Annotated in this window: 25 protein-coding genes and 1 pseudogene; 8 read left to right on the top strand and 18 right to left on the bottom strand. The window is 39.3% G+C overall.

The window, feature by feature from the left end; genetic code table 11:
* Nucleotides 1–145 precede the first annotated feature (145 nt).
* The gene (locus NSQ36_RS06055; RefSeq protein ID WP_268458818.1) at nt 146–1045 is read right to left on the bottom strand and encodes an N-acetylmuramoyl-L-alanine amidase; all 900 of its coding nucleotides are present in this window, start codon (nt 1043–1045) and stop codon (nt 146–148) included.
* Between the two features lie 310 nt (nt 1046–1355).
* On the opposite strand from NSQ36_RS06055, the gene NSQ36_RS06050 reads away from it, so the two are divergent.
* A complete protein-coding gene (locus NSQ36_RS06050) occupies nt 1356–1904 on the top strand; it encodes an ImmA/IrrE family metallo-endopeptidase (RefSeq protein ID WP_050945223.1) in 549 nt (182 codons plus the stop codon).
* 16 nt (nt 1905–1920) lie between these two features.
* Here NSQ36_RS06050 and NSQ36_RS06045 read toward each other — a convergent pair whose 3' ends face one another.
* Entirely contained in the window at nt 1921–2544 is a 624-nt protein-coding gene (locus tag NSQ36_RS06045) for a poly-gamma-glutamate hydrolase family protein (RefSeq protein WP_106029854.1), read from the bottom strand.
* A gap of 244 nt (nt 2545–2788) precedes the next feature.
* Here NSQ36_RS06045 and NSQ36_RS06040 point away from each other — a divergent pair, with 244 nt between their 5' ends.
* Entirely contained in the window at nt 2789–3160 is a 372-nt protein-coding gene (locus tag NSQ36_RS06040) for a DUF5412 domain-containing protein (RefSeq protein ID WP_044138938.1), read from the top strand.
* 36 nt (nt 3161–3196) lie between these two features.
* On the opposite strand, the gene NSQ36_RS06035 is transcribed toward NSQ36_RS06040, so the two are convergent.
* Nucleotides 3197–4021 carry a methyl-accepting chemotaxis protein gene (locus NSQ36_RS06035; RefSeq protein ID WP_253622706.1) on the bottom strand — a complete coding sequence of 275 codons (825 nt, stop codon included), beginning with the start codon at nt 4019–4021 and terminating at the stop codon, nt 3197–3199.
* A 198-nt stretch (nt 4022–4219) separates the two neighbouring features.
* Here NSQ36_RS06035 and NSQ36_RS06030 point away from each other — a divergent pair, with 198 nt between their 5' ends.
* Nucleotides 4220–5692: an FAD-dependent monooxygenase gene (locus NSQ36_RS06030; protein WP_339207022.1), complete on the top strand. Its 1473-nt coding sequence runs from the start codon at nt 4220–4222 to the stop codon at nt 5690–5692.
* A 32-nt stretch (nt 5693–5724) separates the two neighbouring features.
* Here the strand turns inward: NSQ36_RS06030 and hag (NSQ36_RS06025) are convergent, their stop codons facing one another.
* From hag (NSQ36_RS06025) to NSQ36_RS05965, 13 genes are all read right to left on the bottom strand, one after another.
* On the bottom strand, nt 5725–6675 hold the full coding sequence (gene hag / locus NSQ36_RS06025; RefSeq protein ID WP_251190958.1) for a flagellin Hag: 951 nt from the start codon (nt 6673–6675) through the stop codon (nt 5725–5727).
* A 285-nt stretch (nt 6676–6960) separates the two neighbouring features.
* On the bottom strand, nt 6961–7872 hold the full coding sequence (hag, locus tag NSQ36_RS06020; protein WP_251190959.1) for a flagellin Hag: 912 nt from the start codon (nt 7870–7872) through the stop codon (nt 6961–6963).
* A gap of 265 nt (nt 7873–8137) precedes the next feature.
* Nucleotides 8138–9073, bottom strand: a complete 936-nt coding sequence (hag, locus tag NSQ36_RS06015) for a flagellin Hag (RefSeq protein ID WP_339207019.1) — start codon at nt 9071–9073, stop codon at nt 8138–8140.
* A gap of 235 nt (nt 9074–9308) precedes the next feature.
* Nucleotides 9309–10832: a kelch repeat-containing protein gene (locus NSQ36_RS06010; protein ID WP_251190960.1), complete on the bottom strand. Its 1524-nt coding sequence runs from the start codon at nt 10830–10832 to the stop codon at nt 9309–9311.
* Nucleotides 10833–10934: 102 nt separating this feature from the next.
* On the bottom strand, nt 10935–12119 hold the full coding sequence (gene alr / locus NSQ36_RS06005; protein ID WP_137054752.1) for an alanine racemase: 1185 nt from the start codon (nt 12117–12119) through the stop codon (nt 10935–10937).
* A gap of 291 nt (nt 12120–12410) precedes the next feature.
* Nucleotides 12411–12914: a hypothetical protein gene (locus NSQ36_RS06000; protein ID WP_339207015.1), complete on the bottom strand. Its 504-nt coding sequence runs from the start codon at nt 12912–12914 to the stop codon at nt 12411–12413.
* A gap of 137 nt (nt 12915–13051) precedes the next feature.
* Nucleotides 13052–13501, bottom strand: coding sequence for a GyrI-like domain-containing protein (locus NSQ36_RS05995; RefSeq protein WP_137054754.1), 450 nt, complete (start codon nt 13499–13501; stop codon nt 13052–13054).
* Nucleotides 13502–13728: 227 nt separating this feature from the next.
* Complete coding sequence (locus NSQ36_RS05990; protein ID WP_106032369.1) at nt 13729–13962, bottom strand: hypothetical protein; 234 nt, start codon at nt 13960–13962, stop codon at nt 13729–13731.
* A 97-nt stretch (nt 13963–14059) separates the two neighbouring features.
* Nucleotides 14060–14197, bottom strand: a complete 138-nt coding sequence (locus tag NSQ36_RS05985) for a hypothetical protein (RefSeq protein ID WP_012009633.1) — start codon at nt 14195–14197, stop codon at nt 14060–14062.
* Nucleotides 14187–15320: a Rap family tetratricopeptide repeat protein gene (locus NSQ36_RS05980; protein WP_050945233.1), complete on the bottom strand. Its 1134-nt coding sequence runs from the start codon at nt 15318–15320 to the stop codon at nt 14187–14189. Before NSQ36_RS05980 ends, NSQ36_RS05985 begins: the two co-directional genes overlap by 11 nt.
* A 232-nt stretch (nt 15321–15552) precedes the next feature.
* Nucleotides 15553–16074, bottom strand: a complete 522-nt coding sequence (locus NSQ36_RS05975) for a ClbS/DfsB family four-helix bundle protein (protein WP_106029862.1) — start codon at nt 16072–16074, stop codon at nt 15553–15555.
* A 239-nt stretch (nt 16075–16313) separates the two neighbouring features.
* Nucleotides 16314–16739, bottom strand: a complete 426-nt coding sequence (locus NSQ36_RS05970) for a GNAT family N-acetyltransferase (protein ID WP_212046032.1) — start codon at nt 16737–16739, stop codon at nt 16314–16316.
* Between the two features lie 30 nt (nt 16740–16769).
* On the bottom strand, nt 16770–17339 hold the full coding sequence (locus tag NSQ36_RS05965; RefSeq protein WP_251190962.1) for a TetR/AcrR family transcriptional regulator: 570 nt from the start codon (nt 17337–17339) through the stop codon (nt 16770–16772).
* A 184-nt stretch (nt 17340–17523) separates the two neighbouring features.
* On the opposite strand from NSQ36_RS05965, the gene lpdA reads away from it, so the two are divergent.
* Nucleotides 17524–18918, top strand: a complete 1395-nt coding sequence (gene lpdA / locus NSQ36_RS05960; protein ID WP_339207012.1) for a dihydrolipoyl dehydrogenase — start codon at nt 17524–17526, stop codon at nt 18916–18918.
* 121 nt (nt 18919–19039) lie between these two features.
* On the opposite strand, the gene NSQ36_RS05955 is transcribed toward lpdA, so the two are convergent.
* Nucleotides 19040–20194 (bottom strand): MFS transporter, encoded by a 1155-nt coding sequence (locus NSQ36_RS05955; protein WP_050945238.1) that lies wholly within the window; start codon nt 20192–20194, stop codon nt 19040–19042.
* A gap of 127 nt (nt 20195–20321) precedes the next feature.
* Here NSQ36_RS05955 and NSQ36_RS05950 point away from each other — a divergent pair, with 127 nt between their 5' ends.
* The 4 genes and pseudogenes from NSQ36_RS05950 to NSQ36_RS05935 all read left to right on the top strand — a co-directional run bounded on the left by NSQ36_RS05950 (nt 20322) and on the right by NSQ36_RS05935 (nt 23290).
* Nucleotides 20322–21212, top strand: a complete 891-nt coding sequence (locus NSQ36_RS05950; protein WP_251190964.1) for a LysR family transcriptional regulator — start codon at nt 20322–20324, stop codon at nt 21210–21212.
* A 15-nt stretch (nt 21213–21227) separates the two neighbouring features.
* Nucleotides 21228–21589: pseudogene (locus NSQ36_RS05945) on the top strand (GNAT family protein).
* A 103-nt stretch (nt 21590–21692) separates the two neighbouring features.
* Nucleotides 21693–22391 carry an amino acid racemase gene (locus tag NSQ36_RS05940; RefSeq protein WP_251190965.1) on the top strand — a complete coding sequence of 233 codons (699 nt, stop codon included), beginning with the start codon at nt 21693–21695 and terminating at the stop codon, nt 22389–22391.
* Nucleotides 22392–22414: 23 nt separating this feature from the next.
* Nucleotides 22415–23290, top strand: a complete 876-nt coding sequence (locus NSQ36_RS05935; protein WP_003211978.1) for a LysR family transcriptional regulator — start codon at nt 22415–22417, stop codon at nt 23288–23290.
* Between the two features lie 32 nt (nt 23291–23322).
* Here the strand turns inward: NSQ36_RS05935 and NSQ36_RS05930 are convergent, their stop codons facing one another.
* Complete coding sequence (locus tag NSQ36_RS05930; protein WP_251190966.1) at nt 23323–24153, bottom strand: SMI1/KNR4 family protein; 831 nt, start codon at nt 24151–24153, stop codon at nt 23323–23325.
* Between the last annotated feature and the right edge of the window lie 80 nt (nt 24154–24233).

Genomic DNA, 24233 nt, shown 5'->3' with positions numbered 1-24233 from the left:
GCTGCAACGATTGAGGTGCCAATAAATGAAAAAGAAAATCAAACAATTGAGATATGTTCAGTTTGCTGAATATAAGTCGTCGCCTTATATGCGTCGATTAAATGAGCAAAGTGAAGCAGTCATCCAATCATACAAACAGAAACACTCACTTACTTAACAGCTTCAGAAGCTTTTCCTTCGTTTTAGGTCCGTATACCCCATCACTTGTCAGACCATTTACCAGCTGAAAACGTGCTACGGCGTTCGCCGTTTTTTCTCCGTAAACTCCGTCTATTCCTTTATTTGCAGCTGCTTTATCAGGATAAAAATAAACAGCAGCAAGTGCTTGTTGGACGAGGCGTACGTGCTCTCCCTTTGTCAATGGAGAAGTCACCTTTAAAACCCCATCTGGCAGCTCATACAAGCTCTTTGCATCGTTACGATAAATTTTGAGAACCTGTCCAATTTGAATCTTGTTCGGATCGCTAATGTCATTCCACTTCTGTAAATCCTGAACTGTGACCCCGTGAGCTTTCGCAATACTCGTTAACGTATCACCGCTTTTCACGACATACGTGATGACCGTCTCCGGATCTTCTGCCGTTCCAATCCCTTTTTTAAATTCATCCCAAGTAGATAGAAGCTGGCGTGGACATGCTTTTCCAGACCAGTACTGATGTGTGACCACGTTTGCTAGCGGAATGTTATGTTCTTTTAACAGCTTTTGAATGAGCCATTGTGCATGTTTGACCGCTTGCTGAAAATTCCCATCTACATTCTCACAAATTTCAATTCCGATCGACTTCCGGTTACCATTCCCATGACCATCCCCTGCATGCCAGCCATTTTCATTTAACGGCAGATGCTGAAAGATTTCATGATCATCCACTGTAAAGTGCCAGCTCACCTCTGTCGTTGGGCTTTTTACATAGGCCGCATGACTTTTCGCATCCGCTCCCTTTGACGTGTTTGCTGTGTTATGCACCGTTACATACTCCGGTGTCATCGCATATCCTGGGCGGTTTCCGTTTCCAACTGGAATAAAATCTTGATAAATTTGTACCATGTACTGCACTCCCTTTTGCTAAATTGAATTGATCTTTCTCATCAATCGGTGGCATTCGTAAGACAATACTTGTTTGTTTTCATGAGAAGACTATGGTAAAATTTGAATTCAATTCACTCTTTTTAGTCGTGAAACGTGCAAAAATACAGAAAAAAACAGGAATTAATTCCATTTTTCCTTGATTTTATGTTAAAATTGTTAAAAATAAGCCGATAATAAAAGTAAGTAATAGCTCATTTAGCTATTTAGTCCTATATGGACTTTTCTTTTACGCCAAAAATAGAACATACGTTTGTATGGAGGTTTTCAAATGACTGGTTTTTTAACCCATTTAGAAGAAGATATTAAGCGTTTATATGCTCAATTACAAATAAGCGGTCCTGCTTATAGAGAGATGCAAAGGATCGCTTCTGAATTTCGCGTGTGGGTCCATTACGAGGAGACTGGCAGCATGATGATCCAGCATCAAGGTCTTTACAGTATTATCTTAAACAGATCCCTATCACCTGAAGAACAGTGGCAGGATTTCGCCCACGAGCTTTGTCATGTGCTAAAGCATACAGGCAATCATTTCAAAATGAACAAACTCTTTCGAGAACTGCAGGAGTTTCAGGCAAAACAATTCATGTATCACTTTTGTGTTCCAACCTTTATACTGATGAAAATGAAGCTTCCACCCCTTCGGCAGCAAGCCATTTTGCATATTGCTCAAACGTTTCACGTCACTTGGGCTTTTGCTGAAAAACGGCTTGCCTTATTCGAACAGCGAAAAGCAGGTATTCGCTTTCAACAGGAGTTTACGTCTTATTTAATGAAAGCAGAAAGAGTCGCTGAAAAAGAAGCAGTTTATCAAACGTAAATCATCGCATAAAAGTTTATTCATAAAGGGCTAATACTTGTTTGAGTACATTTGTGTACCGATAAAATTGTTCAGTTTGTGTATCTCGCCGGTATTGACGCCTAAAGTCTTGAAAGAATGCTCTTCTTTGCGCCTGACTAATTTCAAGTTGTACACTTTTTCCTGTCAGACATTTGTTATTGATATTATCAGGATGCGTTCCAGAAAAACGATCAGATTCGGCTAGCAGCAATGCTTGAAAGCCATTTAGTGTTAAACGCTTCACAGTTTCTGCCGCTCTTTCTCTGTCTGTACCTCCCACTAACGTTTGAAGCACCTCTGTTTCTCCGTAGCCATGAAGTGCAAACGTATAATGATGGGTATGCACTTCTGAAAGACAAAGCGGCTCATCAAAGCGTGTACTTGTAATATGAAGAACATGATTGCCTTTTACTTTAAGGCCTTCAAATAAATACATAGAATAGTCACTAGAAATTTCATGAACAAGCTCACTCACGCCTGATTCAATTCCTCCAGCATGAGGAGACAAAACTAGCAGCTGGTCACCTTTCCGCTTGTGAAGAATTTGATAATCAATCCCTTTTCTTTCATGAGCGGAGAGCTCTTCATAATTTTCATACGTATCGATAATTTGCCTCATGTCATCTGCTCCATTTCTTTATATGAGCATAAGTCTACTGATCCCTCATTCTTTTGTAAAGAGGTTTCGAATCAAATATACCACTTGAATTCTTCCTTAAATTTTCCTTACATTTACGGCATTCTGTTGAATTTTGAGAAAAAATGACCGATAATTGAAACGAATAGAACTTTTGGACTATATGAATCTTTTTGTATTCTCTCTCATAAATTAGAAATATTGTGATCTACATCTGGAGGAATTCATGTTAAAAAAGAAAACCACCCTCACTCTTATCATCTTACTCCTTAGCTTCGCTGGCATTATTTATTGGAAATGCTTCTCTCTTCAAGGCGTGTCTCACGGAACATTCATCCGCTCGATGTCATCACCTGACGGAATGTATATCATCAACACCTATCAGCATAGCGGAGGAAAGCTAAAGGAAAACGCAGTCAGAGCAGAAATTGAAAACAAACTGACCCATCGCAAGAAAACGATTTACTGGAAATACCCTGATAAGGACCCTCTCATCCAATGGAAAAACGGACAGCTTGTTCAAATTGGACATGAGTTTTTAAATGTGGTGAAAGGCGACACGTACGATTATCGCTTTGATCAGAACAAGAGAAAATAATGCATCAAAAAAACGAATCCCTCTTGGATTCGTTTTTTACGTTGACATGACGGTTTGCATGAATTTCTTCATATCTTTACTCACCGTCGTCAATCGATCGACAATTTCACTAAACTCTGTCACAAGTAAAGCCTGTTCTGATGAAGAACCTTTCATATGGTCCATACTCTCAAGTAATGTATGTATATTGGAGGAGATTCCTTGCAGTGAGCTTTCGATGTTTTCTGTTGCACGTGAAGTTTCACTTGAAAGCTTTTGAACCTCACTTGCTACAACACTAAAACCTGCTCCCTCTTTTCCTGCCCTGGCAGCTTCAATTGACGCATTCAATCCTAGCAAACTCGTTTGTTTCGAGATGCCTTTAATCATTTTTGTAATATCGGCTGTTTGTTTCGAGCTTTCAAGAGTTTGCTGCGTTTGTAAGGTCATCTCCTCACTTGTAGCAGAGAGCTCCTCTGAATGTGCCGCCACCACGTGCACTTTTTCTTGAATACTTTGAATAATGTCATTCAATGAATCCATATACGCTTCAAGCTCTATTTGATTTTTGAGTGGAAATCCTAAAGCGAGGGCACCAATCACTTGCCCGTTTTCATCAAAAATGGGCAATCCCATCGCATTTAATGGTACTCCATATACTGATTCAGGCACAAACATACTCGATGTCTCACCTCTCAGCGCTTTTTTCATATTCAGATCATCTGGTTTAATACGTTCACCAGCTCGAATTTGAAAATCAACATCTTTCGATGGCAAATACAGCAAAAATTTCTCTCGGTCAATGACACCCATCGTCACTTCATTTTTTAAAATCTGCATCATATAAGGTGCTGCTGTCACTATACTCTGTAGTATATCCATTTTCTCTACCCCCTTGTATTATTTATCGGTCGTTCTTCTTATAATGATGATGATGAAAGTTATTTCTCATACGTACGAGTAAAAAGAAGGAAATTCCCTCTTTATATTCAACAAAACGTAAATTTGCTATAATTCAAGTATCAACATATGATGAAATGGTCATGTAATCATTTTATATATTAATTGGAGGCGCATGTTGTGAGACAACCTATGACATATGAGCGGGCGATCGTCATTGGCGGCGGCATGACGGGAATACTCGCTGCAAAAGTTTTATCAACGTTTTATCATCAAGTTTTCATTATCGAAAAGGACGAAATGCCAGACTCTCCTAAGAATCGTCTCGGCACTCCTCAAGCTTTTCATCCACATAGAATGCTGCCACTAGGCAAGCAAATAGTGGAACGTCTATTTCCTGGTTATACAAAAGAGTTACTGACAATGGGCGGATTTAATACGTGGCATCAAACCTCTCGTTTTATTACAAAAAATGGTGAGTTAACGCTTACTGATACCGAAGAAACAGCCGTCACAAGACGTGCCATGCTAGAGTGGGTGCTGATGCAAAGAATGTTAAATGAGGGACGGGTGCAATGTTTAGAAAAACATGAAGCCCTCTCACTTCAGTTGAAAGAGGGAACAAACCAAGTCATTGGACTGGTCGTGAAAGATCGGCATGAAAAACCAGGAAGCATTCGTGAAATGAAAGCAGACTTAGTGGTCGATGCGTCTGGAAGAATGTCTAAATTGCCAAAATGGCTGAAGGATGCTGGACTGACCTTACCACGGGCAGATGAATTAACGGTGTCACTCGGTTACAGCACAAGATACTACAAGATACAACCAGAAGCGCCATACCAGCAATCAATGGTCGTCGTGGGTCAGCCGGAAAGGCAAATCCCAACAGGACTATTTGAACGGGTAGATCATGATTTAGTAGCTGTTCTTCTCTCTGCAGCTGGCGGATCACATTATCCAACAACAGACGCTGATCAATTTGATTCAGAAACAGCTGCACTCGCGCATCCCGCAATAGCAGATGCCATCACTCATTTAACGCCCTATACAAAGCCAAAAGGATTTAGAGTCCCTTCTTGCGTGAGATATCACTATGAACAAATGCACGACTGGCCAAGTGGATTATTGGTGATGGGCGATGCCTTGTGTACATTAGATCCCATTCATGGTCAAGGAATGACAAAGGCCGCACTCGAAGCACAAACTCTTGAGCGCATGCTCAAACAAGCACAAGAAAATGAGCGGCTATCTTTTGAAAAGGACACGTTACAACAAATGCAGCACGCGAGTGAACTTGGCTGGTGGCTTTGTGCAATTGCTGATATGGCGTGGGAAGGCGTCGAGTTAAAAGGAGAAAAAACCATTCCTCATTTAACGTTTGTACAGGAATTTTTAAATCGCTACGTACAATACGCCATTGTCACAAAACAGCCTAAATGTCTTGAAGCGTATCACCGGATGCATTCTTTCTTAATAGAACCGAGAGACATCATCAACTTAGAACAGTTGCATGTCATGATTCAAGCCGACGCCTCTGGAGAAACTGCCGAATGGTGGAGCCAGTGGGATAAAGAGGATGATGAAGGCAATCGAGCTTTTTTCCATGAAGCGGTTCCTGACTTTCGTTTGCATCACTTGCTTTCATTAGATTGAAACAAAAAAAGCCCCTTAGTGGGGCTTTTTCATTAACGTAATAATTGAAGTACGTTTTGCGGCTGTTGGTTTGCTTGAGCTAACATTGCTTGAGATGCTTGAGAAAGAATGTTGTTCTTTGTGAACTCACTCATTTCTTTCGCCATGTCAACGTCACGAATACGTGACTCAGCAGCTGTTAAGTTTTCAGCAGAAGCACCAAGGTTGTTGATTGTGTGCTCTAGGCGGTTTTGGACGGCACCAAGTTTAGCACGTTGAGCAGATGCTTGGTTAATAGCTGCATCAACAATTTTTAGTTGAGTATCAAAACCAACATCTTCTGCTTTTGCATCATTGTCAGCAAATTTTCTTACATCGATGTCTTTAACAGCTTGATTTTCTACAATTTCCCCAGCATTTTTAACTCCTAATGCATCAGTACTCATTTTTTCAATATTAACTGAAATTTGTTGAGCTGCGTTAGCACCGATTTGGAATACTAAGGCGTTACCAGAATCTGGATTCGGAGTTGCATCTGGATCATCAGGATCTGGAGTTGCTGCACCATCTCCTGCTTTAAACGTACCATCTAACAATTTTTTACCGTTAAACTCTGTACGATTTGAGATACCATCTACTTCTTCTTGTAATGCTTGAATCTCATCTTGAATAGATTGAAGATCCGTATCTTTGTCTTGTGTACCAGTGTTTCCAGCTTGTACAACTAGTTCACGAACACGTTGAAGGATTGAGTGAGTTTCAGTCAATGCGCCTTCAGCTGTTTGAATAAGAGAGATACCGTCTTGTGCGTTTTTAGACGCCATTTCTAATCCGCGGATTTGTCCACGCATTTTTTCAGAGATTGCTAGACCTGCTGCGTCATCTCCTGCACGGTTGATTTTAAGACCAGAAGAAAGCTTCTCCATGTTCTTTTGGCTCGCACCGTTGTTTGCAGACAAACGGTTCAGAGTGTTAAGTGCTGCGATATTGTGGTTAATTCTCATTTCCTATTACCTCCATGTGTGTTTGAACCAATTAGACATCCATGTCCAAAAGTTCTAAAACAGATTTTTTTGTAAGCCTTACATTCCCTTTATCGAACCATAATAGATAATGTTTAACAAAAAAGGAGGAAATGAGGAAAAAGGCTTATTCATTATGATCGATTCGCTAGGTAAAAATTGAATTAAAGGTCTTTTTTAACAATTTGCAACAATGTCTTAAGAATCATAAAATAGATAAATTTGAAGAACAAGACATAAAAAAAAGCCCCATAAAGGGGCTTTTCATTAACGTAGTAATTGAAGTACGTTTTGCGGCTGTTGGTTTGCTTGTGCAAGCATTGCTTGAGACGCTTGAGAAAGAATGTTGTTCTTTGTGAACTCACTCATTTCTTTTGCCATGTCAACGTCACGGATACGAGACTCAGCAGCTGTTAAGTTTTCAGAAGATGCACCAAGGTTGTTGATTGTGTGCTCTAGACGGTTTTGGACCGCACCAAGTTTACCACGTTGAGCAGATACTTGGTTGATTGATTCATCAACAATCTTTAATTGTGCATCAAAGCCTATATCAGTTACAGTGGCAGCATTATCAGCAAATTTTGTAACATCGATATCTTTTACAGAATGAAGAGCTGCGATTGAACCATCAGCTTCTTTAATTCCTAACGCACTTGCAGCCATGCTTTCAATGTTTACTCCAATTTGTTGAGTTGCATTAGCACCAATTTGGAAGATCAAGCTTGTTGTGGTTGCAGGTGTACCAGTATTTTTAAATGTACCATCTAACAATTTTTTACCGTTAAACTCTGTACGATTTGAGATACCATCTACTTCTTCTTGTAAAGCTTTAATCTCATCTTGAATAGATTGAAGATCTGTGTTTTTATCTTGTGTACCAGTGTTTCCAGCTTGAACCACTAATTCACGTACACGTTGAAGGATTGAGTGAGTTTCAGTCAATGCACCTTCAGCTGTTTGGATAAGAGAGATACCGTCTTGTGCGTTTTTAGACGCCATTTCTAATCCGCGGATTTGTCCACGCATTTTTTCAGAGATTGCTAGACCTGCTGCGTCATCTCCTGCACGGTTGATTTTAAGACCAGAAGAAAGTTTCTCCATGTTCTTTTGGCTCGCACCGTTGTTTGCAGACAAACGGTTCAGTGTGTTAAGTGCTGCGATATTGTGGTTAATTCTCATTTCCTATTACCTCCATGTATGTGGGACCTGACAGACGTCCTTGTCTGAAAAAAGTCCTTTATTCTAGGGCTTATCAACCCTGACAATTAAAATATCGGTTTATTTTAAAGGATGTTTAGCATTATTTAAGATTAATTTCATAATTTATATGTCTAAATTCATAATTTCGCTTAATACTTTATTTCTCAATTCTTATTAAAATATTCAAGGTTATCCATATTCTTTAATTAATAGATATAAAAAAGCCCCATAATGGGGCCTGTCATTAACGTAGTAATTGAAGTACGTTTTGTGGCTGTTGGTTCGCTTGTGCAAGCATTGCTTGAGACGCTTGAGAAAGAATGTTGTTCTTTGTGAACTCACTCATTTCTTTCGCCATGTCAACGTCACGGATACGAGACTCAGCAGCTGTTAAGTTTTCAGAAGAAGCACCAAGGTTGTTGATTGTGTGCTCTAGACGGTTTTGAACTGCACCAAGTTTACCACGTTGAGCAGATACTTGGTTGATAGCTGAATCAACAATCTTTAATTGTGTATCAAAACCTACATCAGCTGCAGTTGCAGCATTATCAGCAAATTTAGTTACATCAATATCTTTAACAGATTGGTTAGCTAAGATTGCTCTTCCAGTTGTATCAGCTGGATCTTTAACTCCAAGAGCATCAGTGCTCATCTTTTCAATGTTGACTGAAATTTGTTGAGTTGCATTAGCACCGATTTGGAATACTAAAGATTTTTCAGCAGCAGTTGGTGCTGCAGGGTCAACAGGAGCTTTAAACGTACCATCTAACAATTTTTTACCGTTAAACTCTGTACGATTTGAGATACCATCTACTTCTTCTTGTAAAGCTTTAATCTCATCTTGAATAGATTGAAGATCTGTGTTTTTATCTTGTGTACCAGTGTTTCCAGCTTGAACCACTAATTCACGTACACGTTGAAGGATTGAGTGAGTTTCAGTCAATGCGCCTTCAGCTGTTTGAATAAGAGAGATACCGTCTTGTGCGTTTTTAGACGCCATTTCTAATCCGCGGATTTGTCCACGCATTTTTTCAGAGATTGCTAGACCTGCTGCGTCATCTCCTGCACGGTTGATTTTAAGACCAGAAGAAAGTTTCTCCATGTTCTTTTGGCTCGCACCGTTGTTTGCAGACAAACGGTTCAATGTGTTAAGTGCTGCGATATTGTGGTTAATTCTCATTTCCTATTACCTCCATGTATGTGGGACCTGACAGACGTCCTTGTCTGAAAAAAGTCCTTTATTCTAGGGCTTATCAACCCTGACAATTTTATTATCGGATGTTATTATAGGATGTTTAGCAGATTTTTTTTAAATATCGCATTTTCCCATGACATTGATCCTAATTTTAACAATTTCACAAAAACAAAAACTGCTGATCTATCATCAGCAGTTTTGCCATTATATGAATATCATATCAGTATTGTTTGATATCAAACATTAAAATATTTTGGTACACCACATAATCCTTCTTACTTGTGAAAGGCCCTTTATTGTGTTCATCATTGATTTCATAGAAGTTCATACCAATTCCAAAGCTTCTTTCTTTATACCAGTTAAGAAAATCGTTGATTTCTTTCATTGAAAGCAAATAATCTTTTTGCAGTCCATTTATCATAGTAATTGAAAGTATACCCTTTGTTACTTCTTCACCAGGTTTTGTTCCGTCTTGTTCCTTTGGTTCTTCTGTTGATCTATCCCCAGGCTTAGTCCCGTCCTGATCTTTCGGTTCTTCTGTTGACCCATCATCAGGTTTTGTTCCGTCTTGGTCTTTTGGTTCTTCTGTTGTGCCATCACCAGGCTTTGTTCCGTCCTGATCTCTCGGCTCTTCTGTTGTGCCATCATCTGGTTTTGTCACATCCTGATCTTTTGGCTCTTCTATTGTATCATCATCTGGTATTGCCTCATCTTCAGTTATTTGCAAGTCGTTTAATGGAATGGAAATCACTGATTTGTAATCACTTTTTGCAGAAAAATTCCCCATATAATATGAGTAGTTACGTCCGCCAATGACATACAAATGGTCATCAACAATTGCTGCAACAGCTGATACTCTACCTTCTGGTAAATCATATGCTGAATTTTTAAATTGGCCATTTTCTGGGTTGAAAATTTGAACTTTCTTCAGTATTTTACTTGAATAATCACCAGTCAGCTGTCCTCCAATAACGAAGAATTTCCCATTATATGTTTCATAGGCTGGTTCAAATGAATATGAAGTTAAGTCACTATCTTTTAATTTACTCCATTTATCTGTTGAGATATCATACTGGAACAAAGATCTTTCTCTACTATGCCCAATCGAATTTTCTCCACCGGCAACATATATTTTGCCATCAATTGCAGAAATGGCTCTCCCATTTCGAGATGGTAAACCCGATGAGTTCAAGCTCTTCCATTCACCAGAGGCTGTATTGTATTGATAGACATTATTCTTATAAGAATTTTTTGAAGATACAATATATATATCCTCTTTTACTGCAACTGCGTACAAAGTTCCCTTACTATAAGTTGAAAATACAGGGTCTCTGGGTATTTGAATTGGCTCTTCAGCCCACTGATCAAGTTCTGTATCATATATATCAATCGTGTTATAAGCTGTTTTTGTCTCTTCGTTTATTCCACCTATTAGATATATTTTCTTACCTACTGTAGCATAAGTACCACCTGTTCTATTTCTCGGCATGCTCGTTTTTTCTTCCCAAACATCTTTCTTAGGGTCATACATAAATGTTTGATTATTTAACTTATTTTTTTCACTTGCTCCGCCAAATAAATAAATTTTTCCATCTACCACTCCTACACCGGCATTAATACGTTCTTCTGGTAAATCAGCTCGTTTTGTCCATCCAGTTGATTTTGTTTCTGCATCTGCTTTAAATGGACTAAGGGTACTTATTAAAAGAAGTACCATGATAAATAGTAAAAATTTCTTTTTCATTTTTATTCCTCCACATCATTATATTCCCTCCTTTTATCGATCTAATATTTGTAAAGTTTACAATTTAATGGCTTTTTAATTAAACTTTTTATAATAAAATCCTCACACATACATCACCGGCGTCGATATTTTAATAATCTTCCCGCCTCGACGATAAAATCTTGGGACGCGGCGACTTAAGGTGGCGATGACTTCGTAGTTGATTGTATTGAGCATTTCGGCGATTTCATCGACAGAAATTTCTCCGCCCTTTTGACGACCGTATATGACGACTTCCTCGCCTTGCTTTGCTTTCATTTCTCCTAAACTGATCATCGTCATATCCATTGTGACTCGGCCAGCAATCGGCATTCGTTTTCCGCGGAAAAGCATAAATCCCCGATTTGATAAAGCACGTGAGTACCCATCTGCGTAACCGATCGGTATGGTCGCAATGACTTCATCAGGTTTTGCTACATACGTTGCACCATAACTGACGGTCCTTGGCTCTGTCACCATTTCCTTTACGAACGCAATCCTTGCTTTTAAACTGAGAGCGGGCTCTAGCTGAACAGCGTCTAAGCTTTCAATATATTGCGAGGGATACAGACCATATAGCCCGATGCCCAGCCGAATCATATCGGCGCTAAATTCAGGAAACGCGATAGCAGCCGCTGTATTGTTCATATGTACGGTTGGCAGCTTAATTCCTTGTTTTTTCAAAAAGCGAAGAAATTCAATAAAAATGCTGTGCTGCAGCAGCGTGAAGTCAGGGTCAGGCTCATCTGCAGTGGAGAAATGCGTAAAAATCCCGTCCCATCTAAGGTTTTCACTCTTTTCAAGAGCTTCCACCACTCCTAACAGCTCTTCCTTCGTTCTTACACCTAATCGTCCCATCCCTGTGTCGACATTGACATGAATCCCAAGCCGGCGATGACTTTCTTCTTCTTCCGCTAAGATCTCATTTGCTTCAACAATCCAGTCTTCACGAAGGCCAGATAGATCAATTCTCCAGGCCGCAGCCCTTTTCACACAGTCGAGCGGGGTAAATCCAAGAACCAAAATCGGTGCTTCAATTTTTGCTCTTCGCAGCACAATGCCTTCCTCCAAGCTAGCAACTGCGAGCTCCGTCGCACCGCTTTCCAGTGCCTGCCGGGCTACCTCCACTGAGCCATGTCCATAAGCATTCGCCTTCACGACAGCCATGATCTTACTTTTCCTTGGAATATGCGCTTGAATGGCTTCGATATTTCTTTTAATCGCATCGAGATTGACTTCGATCCAGACTTCCCTGCATAGCTTTTTCATTTATTTTTCCTCCTCATCACATGAGCGTTCTTTCTATCTCCATGTTCACTTTTGCGTCTAGTCTATCTTTATTCATTTTTGAGAAAAACATTCAACTACAATGACTGGACCTGCTTTGTCTTGTTGCACATAAAAAAAGAAACCACATCAACTGTGATTTCTTCTCTATGAACGATGATATTCAATTTTATCCGCAGATTTCATCATTGCATCAATATCATGATAAATCTCCTGCAAATTTTCTCGTTCAGCTAAATAATGAGCATTGCTCTTACGAACAGGCACATCAAATTACAGGAAGTTGATTGTCATCGCATGTAATTCTTGGTCATTCGTTGTTAACCTTAATTCAAGCGTCGAGACCTCTTCTTGATCATCACTCTCCGCTACATCAATCGGCACACCATCTTCTAACATCTCAACTTGTTTCAAATCTTTCATGGATAGCTCAGTGACTGCAAATCTATTTTTTCTAGTTGACCCGCCAGGCTGATGTTCAATAAAGCGCATTTTCTTTAACTCATCATCAATCGCAAAGCCCTTATCAACTTGCTCCGAAAAGATATAGGTAGATGCCTGAAACCCATCTTCGTGAAAAAGCATCATCATTTTGTCCAATAATATGTTGGGATCATTCTGTTCTTTTCGTCTTTGACATCTACCGGCTATGATTAAAATGACCAGTCCCCCGATGATGCTAAGAGCCGTTCCCCATCCATTCCCTACATCTATGAAAACAGTAAAACCTAAAATAGCAATCATAAAAGCAGTGATAATGCCTATGATGATTATCACTCAATGCTCCTCCTATCATGACCCTTCATGAATGGTTTAGCCATAGTATAGCATTTGAAGTAAGGTGATTTAAGAATATTTATATGAAGAAAACAGACCATAAAGATCTGTTTTCCCATTGAACTTCATTCAAGTGTTTAAAAGATAGGCAGTAAGAATTCACACACGCCTTCTTCTTCTCTATATCTCTCCATAATAGATGCCTGACGCATGTTCAATTGATTGTTTTGGATCATTTGAGGCAATTGGCTCCAAAACAAATTCACTTTTTCGGTTGTATGTGTCACTGTAAACACAGCATACTTTCCCCCTTCAAAATGTCCAGTCTGAACCATTCGATCTTTTGAGAAATCTCTATTTGTCATCAACATGAGGTCGTATCTGCATTTTTCTGGTGGGATTTTTCCAGGATCATCTTGAGGAACACCATATATACCAAATTCCTTTAATTCATCATTTAATTGATGTTGATTGATCCATTTTTTAAATCTTTTCATCATCTCTACATTTTCTTTGCTACCATATGGTCCTATATTTCTCATAAACACCATTTTCATATTCGTTAACATTTCAATTTTGTAATTCATGATTTCCCTCCAACTCTTATTGGAAGATTGGCCAATCATTCCTTACATCCAACGGTAACATCCTTTAAAATATAATACAGTAGGATATTAAAAATAATTGAATTATGTTGGAAAAACATTCACAGGAATTGCGATTTAGATCATAAATTAAGTCATCTCATTTTCTCTTTAAATAGCATATCCAATTTTTTAAAATAAAAAAGAACGGTCTTTAGCCGCTCAATTGTTTATTGATTTTCCTTTGAAGATTTAGCAAAGAGAAGGGTGACAATCAAATAGATAATTGTTCCGAAAAACAGACCATTTAACAAGCTGATAAACAATATTTCACAAACCAGGCCAACATAATAAGACACTGGCGTCCCTGGAAACACAGCCATATTGAACAGACTAATCATAAAGGTTAAAGCAAAAAATATAATGAAAATCTTTCGAAATACTGTTGATTTTAACATTGTCATTTCACTTCCTCCTCAGTATGTTTTCTATGAAAAAAATATTCTTTGTTCATAGCGTATATTCCGTTTTATAGTAAAAAGCCCATAAAGGGCTTTTTACTTAAGCAGTATAACCAATACTTGCAGTATGACCTCTCCTAGCTTCATCATGACTTGCTGTCACTTCAGACGTAAAATAACCAACAACACTTATGACACTAATCATCACGAATACTACTGATAACGTTTTAAATTTCATACTGACAGTCCCCCCGCTTTACTTGAGTTTGGAAATAAAGAATCTTTTCATAGAAATGCATCGCATTGTCTTTATCTCCCATTTCATTATAATATTTTGCAGCATCTTTTGCTAAATCTTCGAGGTCAGGATACATTGACTTTACTTCTAACAATTCCATTATTTTTTCCAACTGCTCAAAATTGTTGTCAATGTATAGGGATCTTAAAAACTTGAATATCAATAATAGAACATGGTCTTTCAGCTTTTCAGATAGTTCTATGCCGTTATTTAATGCATATGTACCTAAGTCCTGTTCTTTCTTTTTGAAGTAGGCTTTTGACAACATAATGAGCGGATCTAAGATTCTATTTAAATGCTCGTATCCCTGCTCTTTAAATGCTCGAATTGAATCATTAAAGTGAATAATCGCTTGTGCTAATTCTTTGTTATGAAAATAACTCAACCCTAAATTATAAAGTGCTGATCCTTTTAATCGTTTTGTTGAGTTGTCGGCGGCTTTTTCTAGTGCGTGTTGAAAATGGGGTATGGCTTTTTCGGGGCAGCCCATATCGATATAGTTTAATCCAATGACAAAAGAACATTGAATCTCTCTAACAGTGTATGTATCTTTTTCTCGGTAACATTCTATCGCCTGTGCGATATGGTGCATCGACATGTGGGTTTGTTTCATGTGGTAATAGATTTCTGCCATCTTGTAATTGAACTCGGCACGTTCAATATCGTCGCTGACAAGAGACAGCTTTTTTTCTGCCCGCTTATAGAAGGTAATCGCATTTAGGTATTCATAGTTTTCAAATTCGTACATGCCGTAGAAAAAATTAAAGTAATACTCGAGCAATCCTGTTAATTTTTCTTGATCCCTTTTGATCTTCATTGCGAGTTCCCTAAAGTTCGCCCGCTCTTTCCCATTTTCTAAAGGATTTAAGTAATCAAGCATTAATTTATGTCTGAACTCCATGAGTGAGAAATACAATAATAAATCTTGATTTTCTTCCATATGATCAAGCATTGATTTGATTTCCTCTTTATATGCTTCGGCGTCCGGTACGTTAAATCGTTGAATATGATAATACCATTCATTGATTTTCAAACCGACGTGAGAAGAAAGTACTTTCTCCATCAGCCCTTACCCCTTCCTCTATTTCCCCTATAATGACATATATTATCATTTCATGAGCCATCCGGCACCGAAAAGAAACCGCAAAAGAACAAAAAAGCTTCTTCTAAAGAAGCCAAGTGATTGATCGTCATTTTGATAAGGAGGAATAACTGAGCTCGCGCCCCTGTACTCTCTGAAATAAGATGATACAATCAGGTCTAACGAAATATTTACATCCAGTATACCCTTCACGTCATACTTGATTTAATCGTTTCCATTTACGAATTTGAGTACGGAAATTTTTAAAAGGGGCAACGGTATTCACATGAATAAATTTATAAACTGGCCAAACTGCCTTTGCTGTAGCGCCATCCGCCCATTTTCGTTGATGAGGTTCAAACACTTCTGCTTCACTCATACGATCCAACATATCACAAATAGTTAACACATTCTGTTTGAGCTGAGCTCTTAATGCGACTAGTGATTGACAGGCATACTTCTCATTAAAAAGAGAATATAATGCGCCAAGCTGATTCCATTTGTATCCTTCTGCTGGCGTATGGACAACTTTTCCTTCAGTTTCGTTTTGCTCCCATTGAAGCAGCAGGGTTGTCCAACCAACTTGATAGGCCAAGTTTTCTGCAGGAGTTCGGCTTACATCCTCTATTCGATCATCTTTCATTTCTTCTGGAATCATATCGAATTCTTCATCGTATTGATTGTACGATTTCATGATTGCTTGTTTTAAAATGTCTTTCGACTCATAGGTTGTCATCATATTCACCTCTAGTTCTTTTCGTGAAAATTTTCCTCAGAACACATCTTGCAAAAGTAAAAAAAATAACTAGAGCTCATGATACTGAATTATTCTAATGTTTTCTGCTTTATTGTCTCTATTATAATCAAACTCTTAATCGAGCAAAAAAGCAATAGCATTTCTGGTTAAATGAAAGCATCTACGTAAGTTTAATAAAGAATATCTATAAAACCGGCTGCGAAAAATAAAGACACTCTTTACGTTCTATCATAAACAAGCACCCAGTATTTCGCCCCAGGTTCCCCTTCTTCTACAACAGCCTTCCAGCCTCTTTTTTGATAAAAAGACAAAGCTTTGTGATTGTCAGAGACACATTTGAGGGTGACCGGTGTTCCGAGCACTTTTATAGCATGTTTGAGAAGCAAGTCGCCAGCTCCTTGACCAGCAGCTTCGGGATGTACAAACAAGAGGTGAATAAAACGATCTGGTACATATAGAGAAATGAATCCGAGGATTTTATTGTTTTCCTCTGCTAAGAAAATTTGCTCTTCCAGCGTATCTTGATCAAAATCTTGCAGATTGATTTCTTCTGTATTGAGCCAGTGAAAGCTCTGACGGCGGGATTCTAAATAGATTTGTCTTAATTTTGGATAATCTTCTATGCTTGCTTCTCTAATCAACATCACAACATCCCCCCTGTTTTTATTTGAATGTTAATTCACCTCTAGAATGTGTTTTGCCTGTATTCTACCTGCCAATAACAATTGATCGCTGAACTGCGAATCATTGACAGCACGTGCAAGAGCGATTGTACCGACCATGCTGCTTACTAGTGCGTAACTCGTAGAGAGACCGATGTTTCCCGTATCGGCTATAAACGCCATAAACCGTTTCAATTCATCCGTATAGGCTTTCCGTACCTCTTGCGATAATTGAGAAATCTCCCCTGCAAGTGCAGGCAGTATACAGCCGACCTCCGTCTGATCACGGTGAACAGAACTTAAATAGAATTCAATGATCGTCTGAATTCGAGACTGGTCTGCTTTCTTGTCTGCAACACTTTGCAGCAGCTTTATCGTATCAGTAATAGCAAAATGAAAAGCCTCTATCACCAACTGATCCTTGTTCTTAAAATGAGCGTAAAACCCTCCATGAGTTAGACCTGCCCCTTTCATAATGAATGGCAAACTGATATTACGAACGCCATTTGTTCGAAATGCTCGTGCAGCACTTGCAATGATTTGCTCTCTCACTTTTGACTTATGACCTTTCGGATAAGGCATCTTTTTACTCCCCTCCTTCACTTTAACTCTTTTTAAGTGTCTTTATCAAAATATTATAATCATCATATTTTCTTGTGTCAATTGACTGAAATCCATCTTTCCTCACTTAGATGGGATTGACTTCATCAAAATATGATGACTATAATATATTATGATCATCATATTTAAGACGGAGGTGCAAGAAATGATTCATTTAGAAACAGTAGATACTTTAGTGATCGGATCAGGTCCGGGAGGCTACGTGGCGGCATTACGTTCAGCTCATCTCGGCATGAAAACAGCGATTGTAGAGCGTGATCAATTAGGTGGAGTATGTACCCATGTAGGCTGTATCCCTTCTAAAGCCCTAATAGCAGAAGCAGAGCGGTTCAAACTCCGCACACAATTGGGGGTTTTTCAAGAAAGCGGCTCTTTCAAGGATGCTCAAGCGTTCAAAAAAGCTGTTGTGAAAAAACAAGCTGGAGGCGTCCAATTTTTGCTAAAGTCAGCAGGAGTTACCATTCTGGAAGGAGAGGCAAGCTTGATCGATCATCATACAACGGTGATTCAACATGCCGAAAAAGGTGAAAAGCGAATCAATTTCAAACACCTAATACTAGCAACTGGTTCCCGTCCGATTGAAATTAGATCACTCCCTTTCGGAGGTCGTATATTGTCTTCAACTGAAGCACTATCCCTTCCTAAAATTCCAAAAAGCCTTGTTGTAGTTGGAGGTGGTTATATTGGGGTTGAACTAGGACAGATGTTTGCAAGGTTTGGAGCAAACGTCACCATTTTGGAAGGCGGCAATCAAGTATTGCCTGGCTTTGAAAGTGAACTTGTCTCGCCTGTCGTTCGACAATTGAAAGAAGATAACATCACCCTGATTACAGGAGCACACGTCACAGATGCCAAGCAGCATATAAACGGAATTGATCTTCATTATGAGAAACAGAAAGAAAGCTACACGGTGAAAGCGGAATATGCACTGATTACTGTCGGAAGAAAACCGAATACAGATGGTTCATTAGGCCTTGATTCTATCGGGTTGTCCATTACCCCTCACGGACTGATTGAAGTTGATGAACAATGCAGAACATCCATTCCGCACATATATGCCATTGGTGATATCACCGAGGGTCCCGCTCTGGCTCATAAAGCTTCCTATGAAGCGAAGGTTGCAGCAGAGGCAATCGCTGGTAAACCTTCTATTGTAGATTATAAAGCGATCCCACTCGTTGTGTTTTCCAGCCCAGAATTGACGAGTGTTGGACTGAACGAAACAGATTGCAAGCAACAATCCATTCCGACTGTCATTGGAAAAACAATGTTCTCCATTAATGGTCGAGCACTGGCATTAAAAGAACCAGAAGGATTTGTGAAGATTGTAGCCCATGCCGAATCTGGTCTTATTTTAGGAGCACAAATCGTAGGTGCAGAAGCATCTACTCTTATATCAGAACTTTCTCTCTCTATTGAAATTGGTGCTACAGTAGAAGATTTAGCAATGACGATTCATCCTCACCCAACATTAGGTGAAATGATCATGGAAGCTGCAGAAATGGCCACCCGTAAAGTTGAAAAATATCTTGCACGATAATTGGTTCAGGTGTAGTTTCTAAAATTGAGCAAAAATAATCGCCATAGCTTATTTATTTAAGAATAATAGGCTATGGCGATTTCAATTGAGCACTCATATTAAAACGTCGGTCAATTTATCGTTAATTGGATCCTACTTCACGCTTTTTACCGAGATTCATGGATAACTGAACGCCAATCATCAGCATGACGATGACAAGCATTGCCACAATAGAAGCATAAAAATGTCCGCTTAGATCGAAAACCAAGCCAATGAAAAACGGACCGAATCCTCCCATGATATACCCGCCCATCTGCGACATGGCGGACCAAGTTCCGGCTTCCTCTGGAGTACGCGTCTCTATAATTGGTAGCATGAGCGCTAAAGGAAATAATCCACCTGCACCCATACCTAGGAAAATGACAGCTGGCAAGATCGGCATTGGCAGAAGAAGAAAGATGAGGCCAATCAGCTCAGACAGACTGCATAAGATGAGAAATAATTTCGGTTTTCCTAATCGAGTAACGACCGCTGGAACGAGCAGTGCCACCGGAATCTGAATGAGTGTAAATATGGTCAGCAGCATGGCAGCATATTGCGGACTGTTTCCGAAACTAAGAGCAATCGGTGAAATCCATGCCGTCAAAGAATAAAACATGCTGGACATAAAGCCAAAAAACAAGGTAAATTGAATCGCCTTTTTGTTTCGCAGCGGCAATTTTAACGGCAAGGTTACATGATCACTCTGCTCATTTTTGCGAGCTATACCTACCCATAGAATAAGCGCGATTACCCCTAGAATAGCCCAGCAAGACAATGCAAACGGAAGATGGTGACTGCGTAGGTAAATCGGAATGGTGAAGCCGGAAGCAAGTGCTGCACCTATTGTCATCGAAATGGAATAAACACTGACAATACCAGGATTTCTCGGGAAATACTTTTTAATAAAACTAGACAATAAAGGACCCGCGAAGCTAATCCCTACCCCTCCTGCAAATGCAGTCATGAGCAGAATAGCGACCGATTGGCTTGTACCCCGCAGCGCTGTGGCGATCGTGATGAGAAGAATCGAGAAAAAAAGCGTTCTCTCTAAACCAAAACGCCGGCTGAGTGTCGTCGCAACGGGAGCAAACACCCCCATACAAAGGACAGGCAAAGTGGTCAAAAGACTGGCTGTCAGTGCGTTCACACCAAGCTCTGATTGGATCATACTCATCATAGAAGCCACGGACGTAATGATTGGGCGCAAGTTTAATGCAGCTAAAAATAAAGCGGCTAAATAAAATATTTTTTTCATCAATGCACTTCTTCCTCTCTCTACTTGTTGAAGTTACTTTGAGTATAAATCCGCCGCATTCATTGATCAATACAATAATTCGTATTATGATGATAGTAAAAAACTATTATTAATGAAAGGATGACAAATGGATACTCGGCATATTACATATTTCATGGCTGTATTCGATCATTTACATTTCACAAAAGCTGCTGAGCAATTAGGGATATCACAGCCTACATTAAGCCAGCAGATTCGGCTGCTTGAAGCAGAAGTTGGGATACCGCTCTTTGATCGAATCGGCAAAAAAGTCGTTGCAACCGAAGCGGGTTCTCTGCTTTATCAATATGGGATGAAAATGCTTCAAGCTGAAAGAGATGCAAAAAATGCGATGAAAGAACTATTATCTGAAAAACGAGGAAACGTTCGACTTGCCGTTCTCCCTTCCGATCTTGACTTTCAGCTTGTTCCGCTTTTTGTAGAATTTAAAACACTTTATCCTGAAACCAATCTGAAAGCATATTCAACGATCTTCGTTCGTGAAGAAGTTCTGTCGCATAAGGTGGATCTCGGCATCGGACTGAGAGGGCCTGCGGATAAGCGTCTCATTCAAATTCCACTTGGAAGTGAACCCTACGAATTATTTGCTCATTCAGAAAGTGAACTAGCCCAACAGAGTGAAGTGACATTGGAAGAGCTGACGCAGCATGCTTTGGTTATGTATCCGAAGGGATATCTAGGAAGAGATTTAGTAGAAGACGTATGTAAAGAACAGGGTGTGGAACTAGACACTGTCATGGAGGTTGGGTCCGCATCTTCATTATTGCAGCTGGTTGAAGCCGGCATCGGTGCAACCATTCAGCCGCGAGGATTGCTGCAACAACATGCGACATGGCCAAATATTGTTTCGATTCCTATTGCTGATCCGGCACCTGTTCGTCACTTAGAATTAACTTATTATGCAGATCGATTTGTTAGCAAAGCACAGCAGCAGCTATCTGAATGGCTGATAGACTTTTTCAAATCAAAAACAAACTAAAAATGAGGGTAAAACATGAAGAATGCAAACAGCATATTTACAAGGACAAACCGGGTAGCGATTCGTCAATTTGATCTGCAAGATATTGAAGCATTTTATCAGTATCGAGCAAACCCCTCTATTGCAATCTATTTAAAGGAAAGGGCTATATTCACGAAGCCTTGAGTTCAATGATCGAATATATTTTCACTACACTGAACAAGCATAAAATCATTGCCTTTACTGATATGCGCAATGAAAAATCTATTCGCGTGCTGGAACGTTTAGAAATGAGACGCGAAGGACATTTGCTTCAAAATGATATGTCGAAAGGACATTGGGTTGAAGAATATCAATATGCGATTCTTCAATCGGAGTGGACCGCTAAGCGCCAGTAAAAGACGCTTTTGATAAACCTTCTATATACATATAGAACTTTTCTATAACGCTCACCATGCTTTCTTTTTTTATAATAGAAAAAAAAGAAATGTGGTGGCGTATATGTCTACAACGATCGGAATTATGGGCGGGATGGGTCCTTTAGCAACGATTGATCTGATGAAAAAAATCATTTCTCATACTCCAGCGATAAAAGATCAGGATCATCTCCATGTGATTGCTGATAATTATCCGCAAATCCCTGACAGAACCAATGCCATATTTGGGAAAGGCAAAGATCCTACAGATGATATGATTGCATCAGCTAAGAGATTAGAACGTGCAGGAGCGGACTTTATTCTCATTGCATGCAATACCGCTCACTTCTTTTTAGAAAACGTACGACATTCCACTCATATCCCTATCATGAATATGCCATTAGAAACCGCAAGTTACCTAAACAAACATCACTATACATCTGTGGGCTTACTATGTACTGATGGAACATTAAAAACCGAGCTCTATCAAAGGGCTTGTGCTCATCACAAGATTGACGTCATGACTCCTAGTGAAAATCTTCAGAAGAGCGTTATGAATGGGATATATGCGGTGAAAGCAGGAAAATTAAGTAAAGGCGAAAGTGAATTAGCGGTAGCTGCAGAGATTTTAATCAATCAAGGGGCAGAAGCCATCATTGCCGGCTGTACAGAAATCCCCTTAGTCTTAAGGTCAACTAAAGATGTGAAAGTGATTGACCCTACTGTCATTTTGGCGAAAGAAGCTGTAAAATTAGTGTATGAGCTTGAAAAGCTAAACATTTAAAGTACGTAATTTAAGGGGATAAAATGAATATTGAGAATATAGAAGCGTTTATTTACGTATGCCAGCTAGGCAGTATCAATAAAGCTGCGGAAGCACTGTATTTAACCCAGCCTTCTGTTTCGGCACGTATTCAATCGTTAGAAAAAGAATTAGACCTAAAATTATTTGATAGACAGAGAAATAAACTATCTCTGACGGAAAAAGGTGAACAGTTTTACCCGCATGCCAAAAAGATCCTCCATTCTTATCAAGAAGCAAAGCATAGTCTCAAACAAACGATGATTCCTTATGAATTGACGATTGGATGCGCATCCTCTATTTCCAATAATCTATTGCCTAACATATTGCCCGCCCTAAAAGAAAAATACGAAAACCTGAAAGTGAAAATCGTAACAGGACACTCAAAGGATGTTGTCCAAAAAGTGATTAACAACCAAGTAGACTTTGGCATTGTCCGGACTGAAACACATCCTCAAATTGAATCGATCCCGATTTTCAGTGATCCAATCGGGCTGTTCGTCCCAACTCATCACCCGCTCGCTAGCCTTGACAACATTAATATGAAAGAACTAGAAGAACAGCCTTTTATTTTCTTTGACTATGGGTCATTTGATTGGTTGATGCTCCACCGATTATTTCAAAAAAACAGCATCACACCGAACATTTCCATTGAGGTTGATCATATGGAAACCGCAAAAAATTTAGTACTTCAAGGAATGGGACTATCGTTTCTACCTCATCATTGCGTGAGAAATGAGGTAGAACAAGGAACATTAAAACAAATTTCAATCGATCCATCCATCAATTTCAACATCAATATCGAGTTCATTTATAAAAAAGGAAAATCCAAATCAGTTTTCATTGATCAACTCAAACAGTTTTTTCATGAATTAGATTAAAAAAGCCCTTTTTAGGGGCTTTTCTTCTTTCACTATCGTTTTTCCCCTGGATGAATGTCTTCTCCCAAAAAGGCGGTATTAGGATCCCCACTCTTTTCTAAAAACTCAGCCATTTCTTGCAGCTTTTGATTGATACGGTCATTCCTTGGCATATCCGGGTTTAACAGAAGGATGGAGTGAATCGTTGTCGCTGTTTCATACAAGACATGTTGATCTTTTATCTGTTGGATGCATTGTTTCATACGATCGAAAAACCATTCGATCTCTTCCGTTTCTTCCATCGGATAATGTGCCATTTTGAAGAGATTCTGCTGACGAAGATCCTGCCTCTCAAACATGTGTTCAAGCTCTTCTTTACTGACATACAAATCAGAATCTTCCTCCTCAATCTCTACTAATTCGACCATCGCATCTTCAGCTGTATATAACTGTCCAATGAATTCATCGAAAGTATCTGCCAGCTTAAAATCTACTTCCAGCTCTAAATCGAAATAGTGAATAGGAGGATGTTCCTTCGTTTCTCGATAATCCATGGCCATCCATGTATCTTCTTCTCCGCTGATGATCACAAGTCCCTCCGGCAGATCCAATTCATTACTTAACTCGGGACTATTCATGATGCCATCATCTTTGGCGATTCCTCTTAGATGGTCAAATTGAACATGATCCTCAGCCCATGAGTTCGGCTGTTCAGTTGGAAAAGCATTACGAACTGTAAAACCACCATTCCATTCTAAAATGAGCTTTTTGTATGTATCAGGTAAAGTGACTCCAAAAGCTCCCTCTGCTTCACGAATTTGCTCCTCATCTATCTTTTTTAACGTAAAAGGACTCTCTTCTTCTTTCTCCCAGAATGATTTCAAAGTGGGTGCCTCCCAATCTGTATTAAGGTCAGTATAACATTGGTTCATTATGAATTCTCTACTCAAACTTATCTATTAAT

Source organism: Bacillus sp. FSL W8-1143 (genome assembly GCF_037965155.1).
Lineage (GTDB): Bacteria > Bacillota > Bacilli > Bacillales > Bacillaceae > Bacillus > Bacillus pumilus.
Note: the sequence above shows the minus strand (reverse complement) of the source record. Positions and strands in the feature narration are given on the sequence as shown.

What these genes read in the sequence shown, in the direction of transcription:
- NSQ36_RS06045 (WP_106029854.1), bottom strand. Translation starts at nt 2,544, where the DNA reads ATGAGGCAAATTATCGATACGTATGAAAATTATGAAGAGCTCTCCGCT.
- hag (WP_339207019.1), bottom strand. Translation starts at nt 9,073, where the DNA reads ATGAGAATTAACCACAATATCGCAGCACTTAACACATTGAACCGTTTG.
- NSQ36_RS05975 (WP_106029862.1), bottom strand. Translation starts at nt 16,074, where the DNA reads ATGACAACCTATGAGTCGAAAGACATTTTAAAACAAGCAATCATGAAA.
- lpdA (WP_339207012.1), top strand. Translation starts at nt 17,524, where the DNA reads ATGATTCATTTAGAAACAGTAGATACTTTAGTGATCGGATCAGGTCCG.
- NSQ36_RS05970 (WP_212046032.1), bottom strand. Translation starts at nt 16,739, where the DNA reads ATGTTGATTAGAGAAGCAAGCATAGAAGATTATCCAAAATTAAGACAA.
- NSQ36_RS05990 (WP_106032369.1), bottom strand. Translation starts at nt 13,962, where the DNA reads ATGACAATGTTAAAATCAACAGTATTTCGAAAGATTTTCATTATATTT.
- NSQ36_RS06010 (WP_251190960.1), bottom strand. Translation starts at nt 10,832, where the DNA reads ATGAAAAAGAAATTTTTACTATTTATCATGGTACTTCTTTTAATAAGT.
- NSQ36_RS06040 (WP_044138938.1), top strand. Translation starts at nt 2,789, where the DNA reads ATGTTAAAAAAGAAAACCACCCTCACTCTTATCATCTTACTCCTTAGC.
- NSQ36_RS05980 (WP_050945233.1), bottom strand. Translation starts at nt 15,320, where the DNA reads ATGGAGAAAGTACTTTCTTCTCACGTCGGTTTGAAAATCAATGAATGG.
- NSQ36_RS05965 (WP_251190962.1), bottom strand. Translation starts at nt 17,339, where the DNA reads ATGCCTTATCCGAAAGGTCATAAGTCAAAAGTGAGAGAGCAAATCATT.
- NSQ36_RS06035 (WP_253622706.1), bottom strand. Translation starts at nt 4,021, where the DNA reads ATGGATATACTACAGAGTATAGTGACAGCAGCACCTTATATGATGCAG.
- NSQ36_RS05995 (WP_137054754.1), bottom strand. Translation starts at nt 13,501, where the DNA reads ATGAATTACAAAATTGAAATGTTAACGAATATGAAAATGGTGTTTATG.
- NSQ36_RS05935 (WP_003211978.1), top strand. Translation starts at nt 22,415, where the DNA reads ATGAATATTGAGAATATAGAAGCGTTTATTTACGTATGCCAGCTAGGC.
- NSQ36_RS05955 (WP_050945238.1), bottom strand. Translation starts at nt 20,194, where the DNA reads ATGAAAAAAATATTTTATTTAGCCGCTTTATTTTTAGCTGCATTAAAC.
- NSQ36_RS05985 (WP_012009633.1), bottom strand. Translation starts at nt 14,197, where the DNA reads ATGAAATTTAAAACGTTATCAGTAGTATTCGTGATGATTAGTGTCATA.
- hag (WP_251190958.1), bottom strand. Translation starts at nt 6,675, where the DNA reads ATGAGAATTAACCACAATATCGCAGCACTTAACACTCTGAACCGTTTG.
- alr (WP_137054752.1), bottom strand. Translation starts at nt 12,119, where the DNA reads ATGAAAAAGCTATGCAGGGAAGTCTGGATCGAAGTCAATCTCGATGCG.
- NSQ36_RS05950 (WP_251190964.1), top strand. Translation starts at nt 20,322, where the DNA reads ATGGATACTCGGCATATTACATATTTCATGGCTGTATTCGATCATTTA.
- NSQ36_RS06055 (WP_268458818.1), bottom strand. Translation starts at nt 1,045, where the DNA reads ATGGTACAAATTTATCAAGATTTTATTCCAGTTGGAAACGGAAACCGC.
- NSQ36_RS05940 (WP_251190965.1), top strand. Translation starts at nt 21,693, where the DNA reads ATGTCTACAACGATCGGAATTATGGGCGGGATGGGTCCTTTAGCAACG.
- NSQ36_RS06050 (WP_050945223.1), top strand. Translation starts at nt 1,356, where the DNA reads ATGACTGGTTTTTTAACCCATTTAGAAGAAGATATTAAGCGTTTATAT.
- hag (WP_251190959.1), bottom strand. Translation starts at nt 7,872, where the DNA reads ATGAGAATTAACCACAATATCGCAGCACTTAACACACTGAACCGTTTG.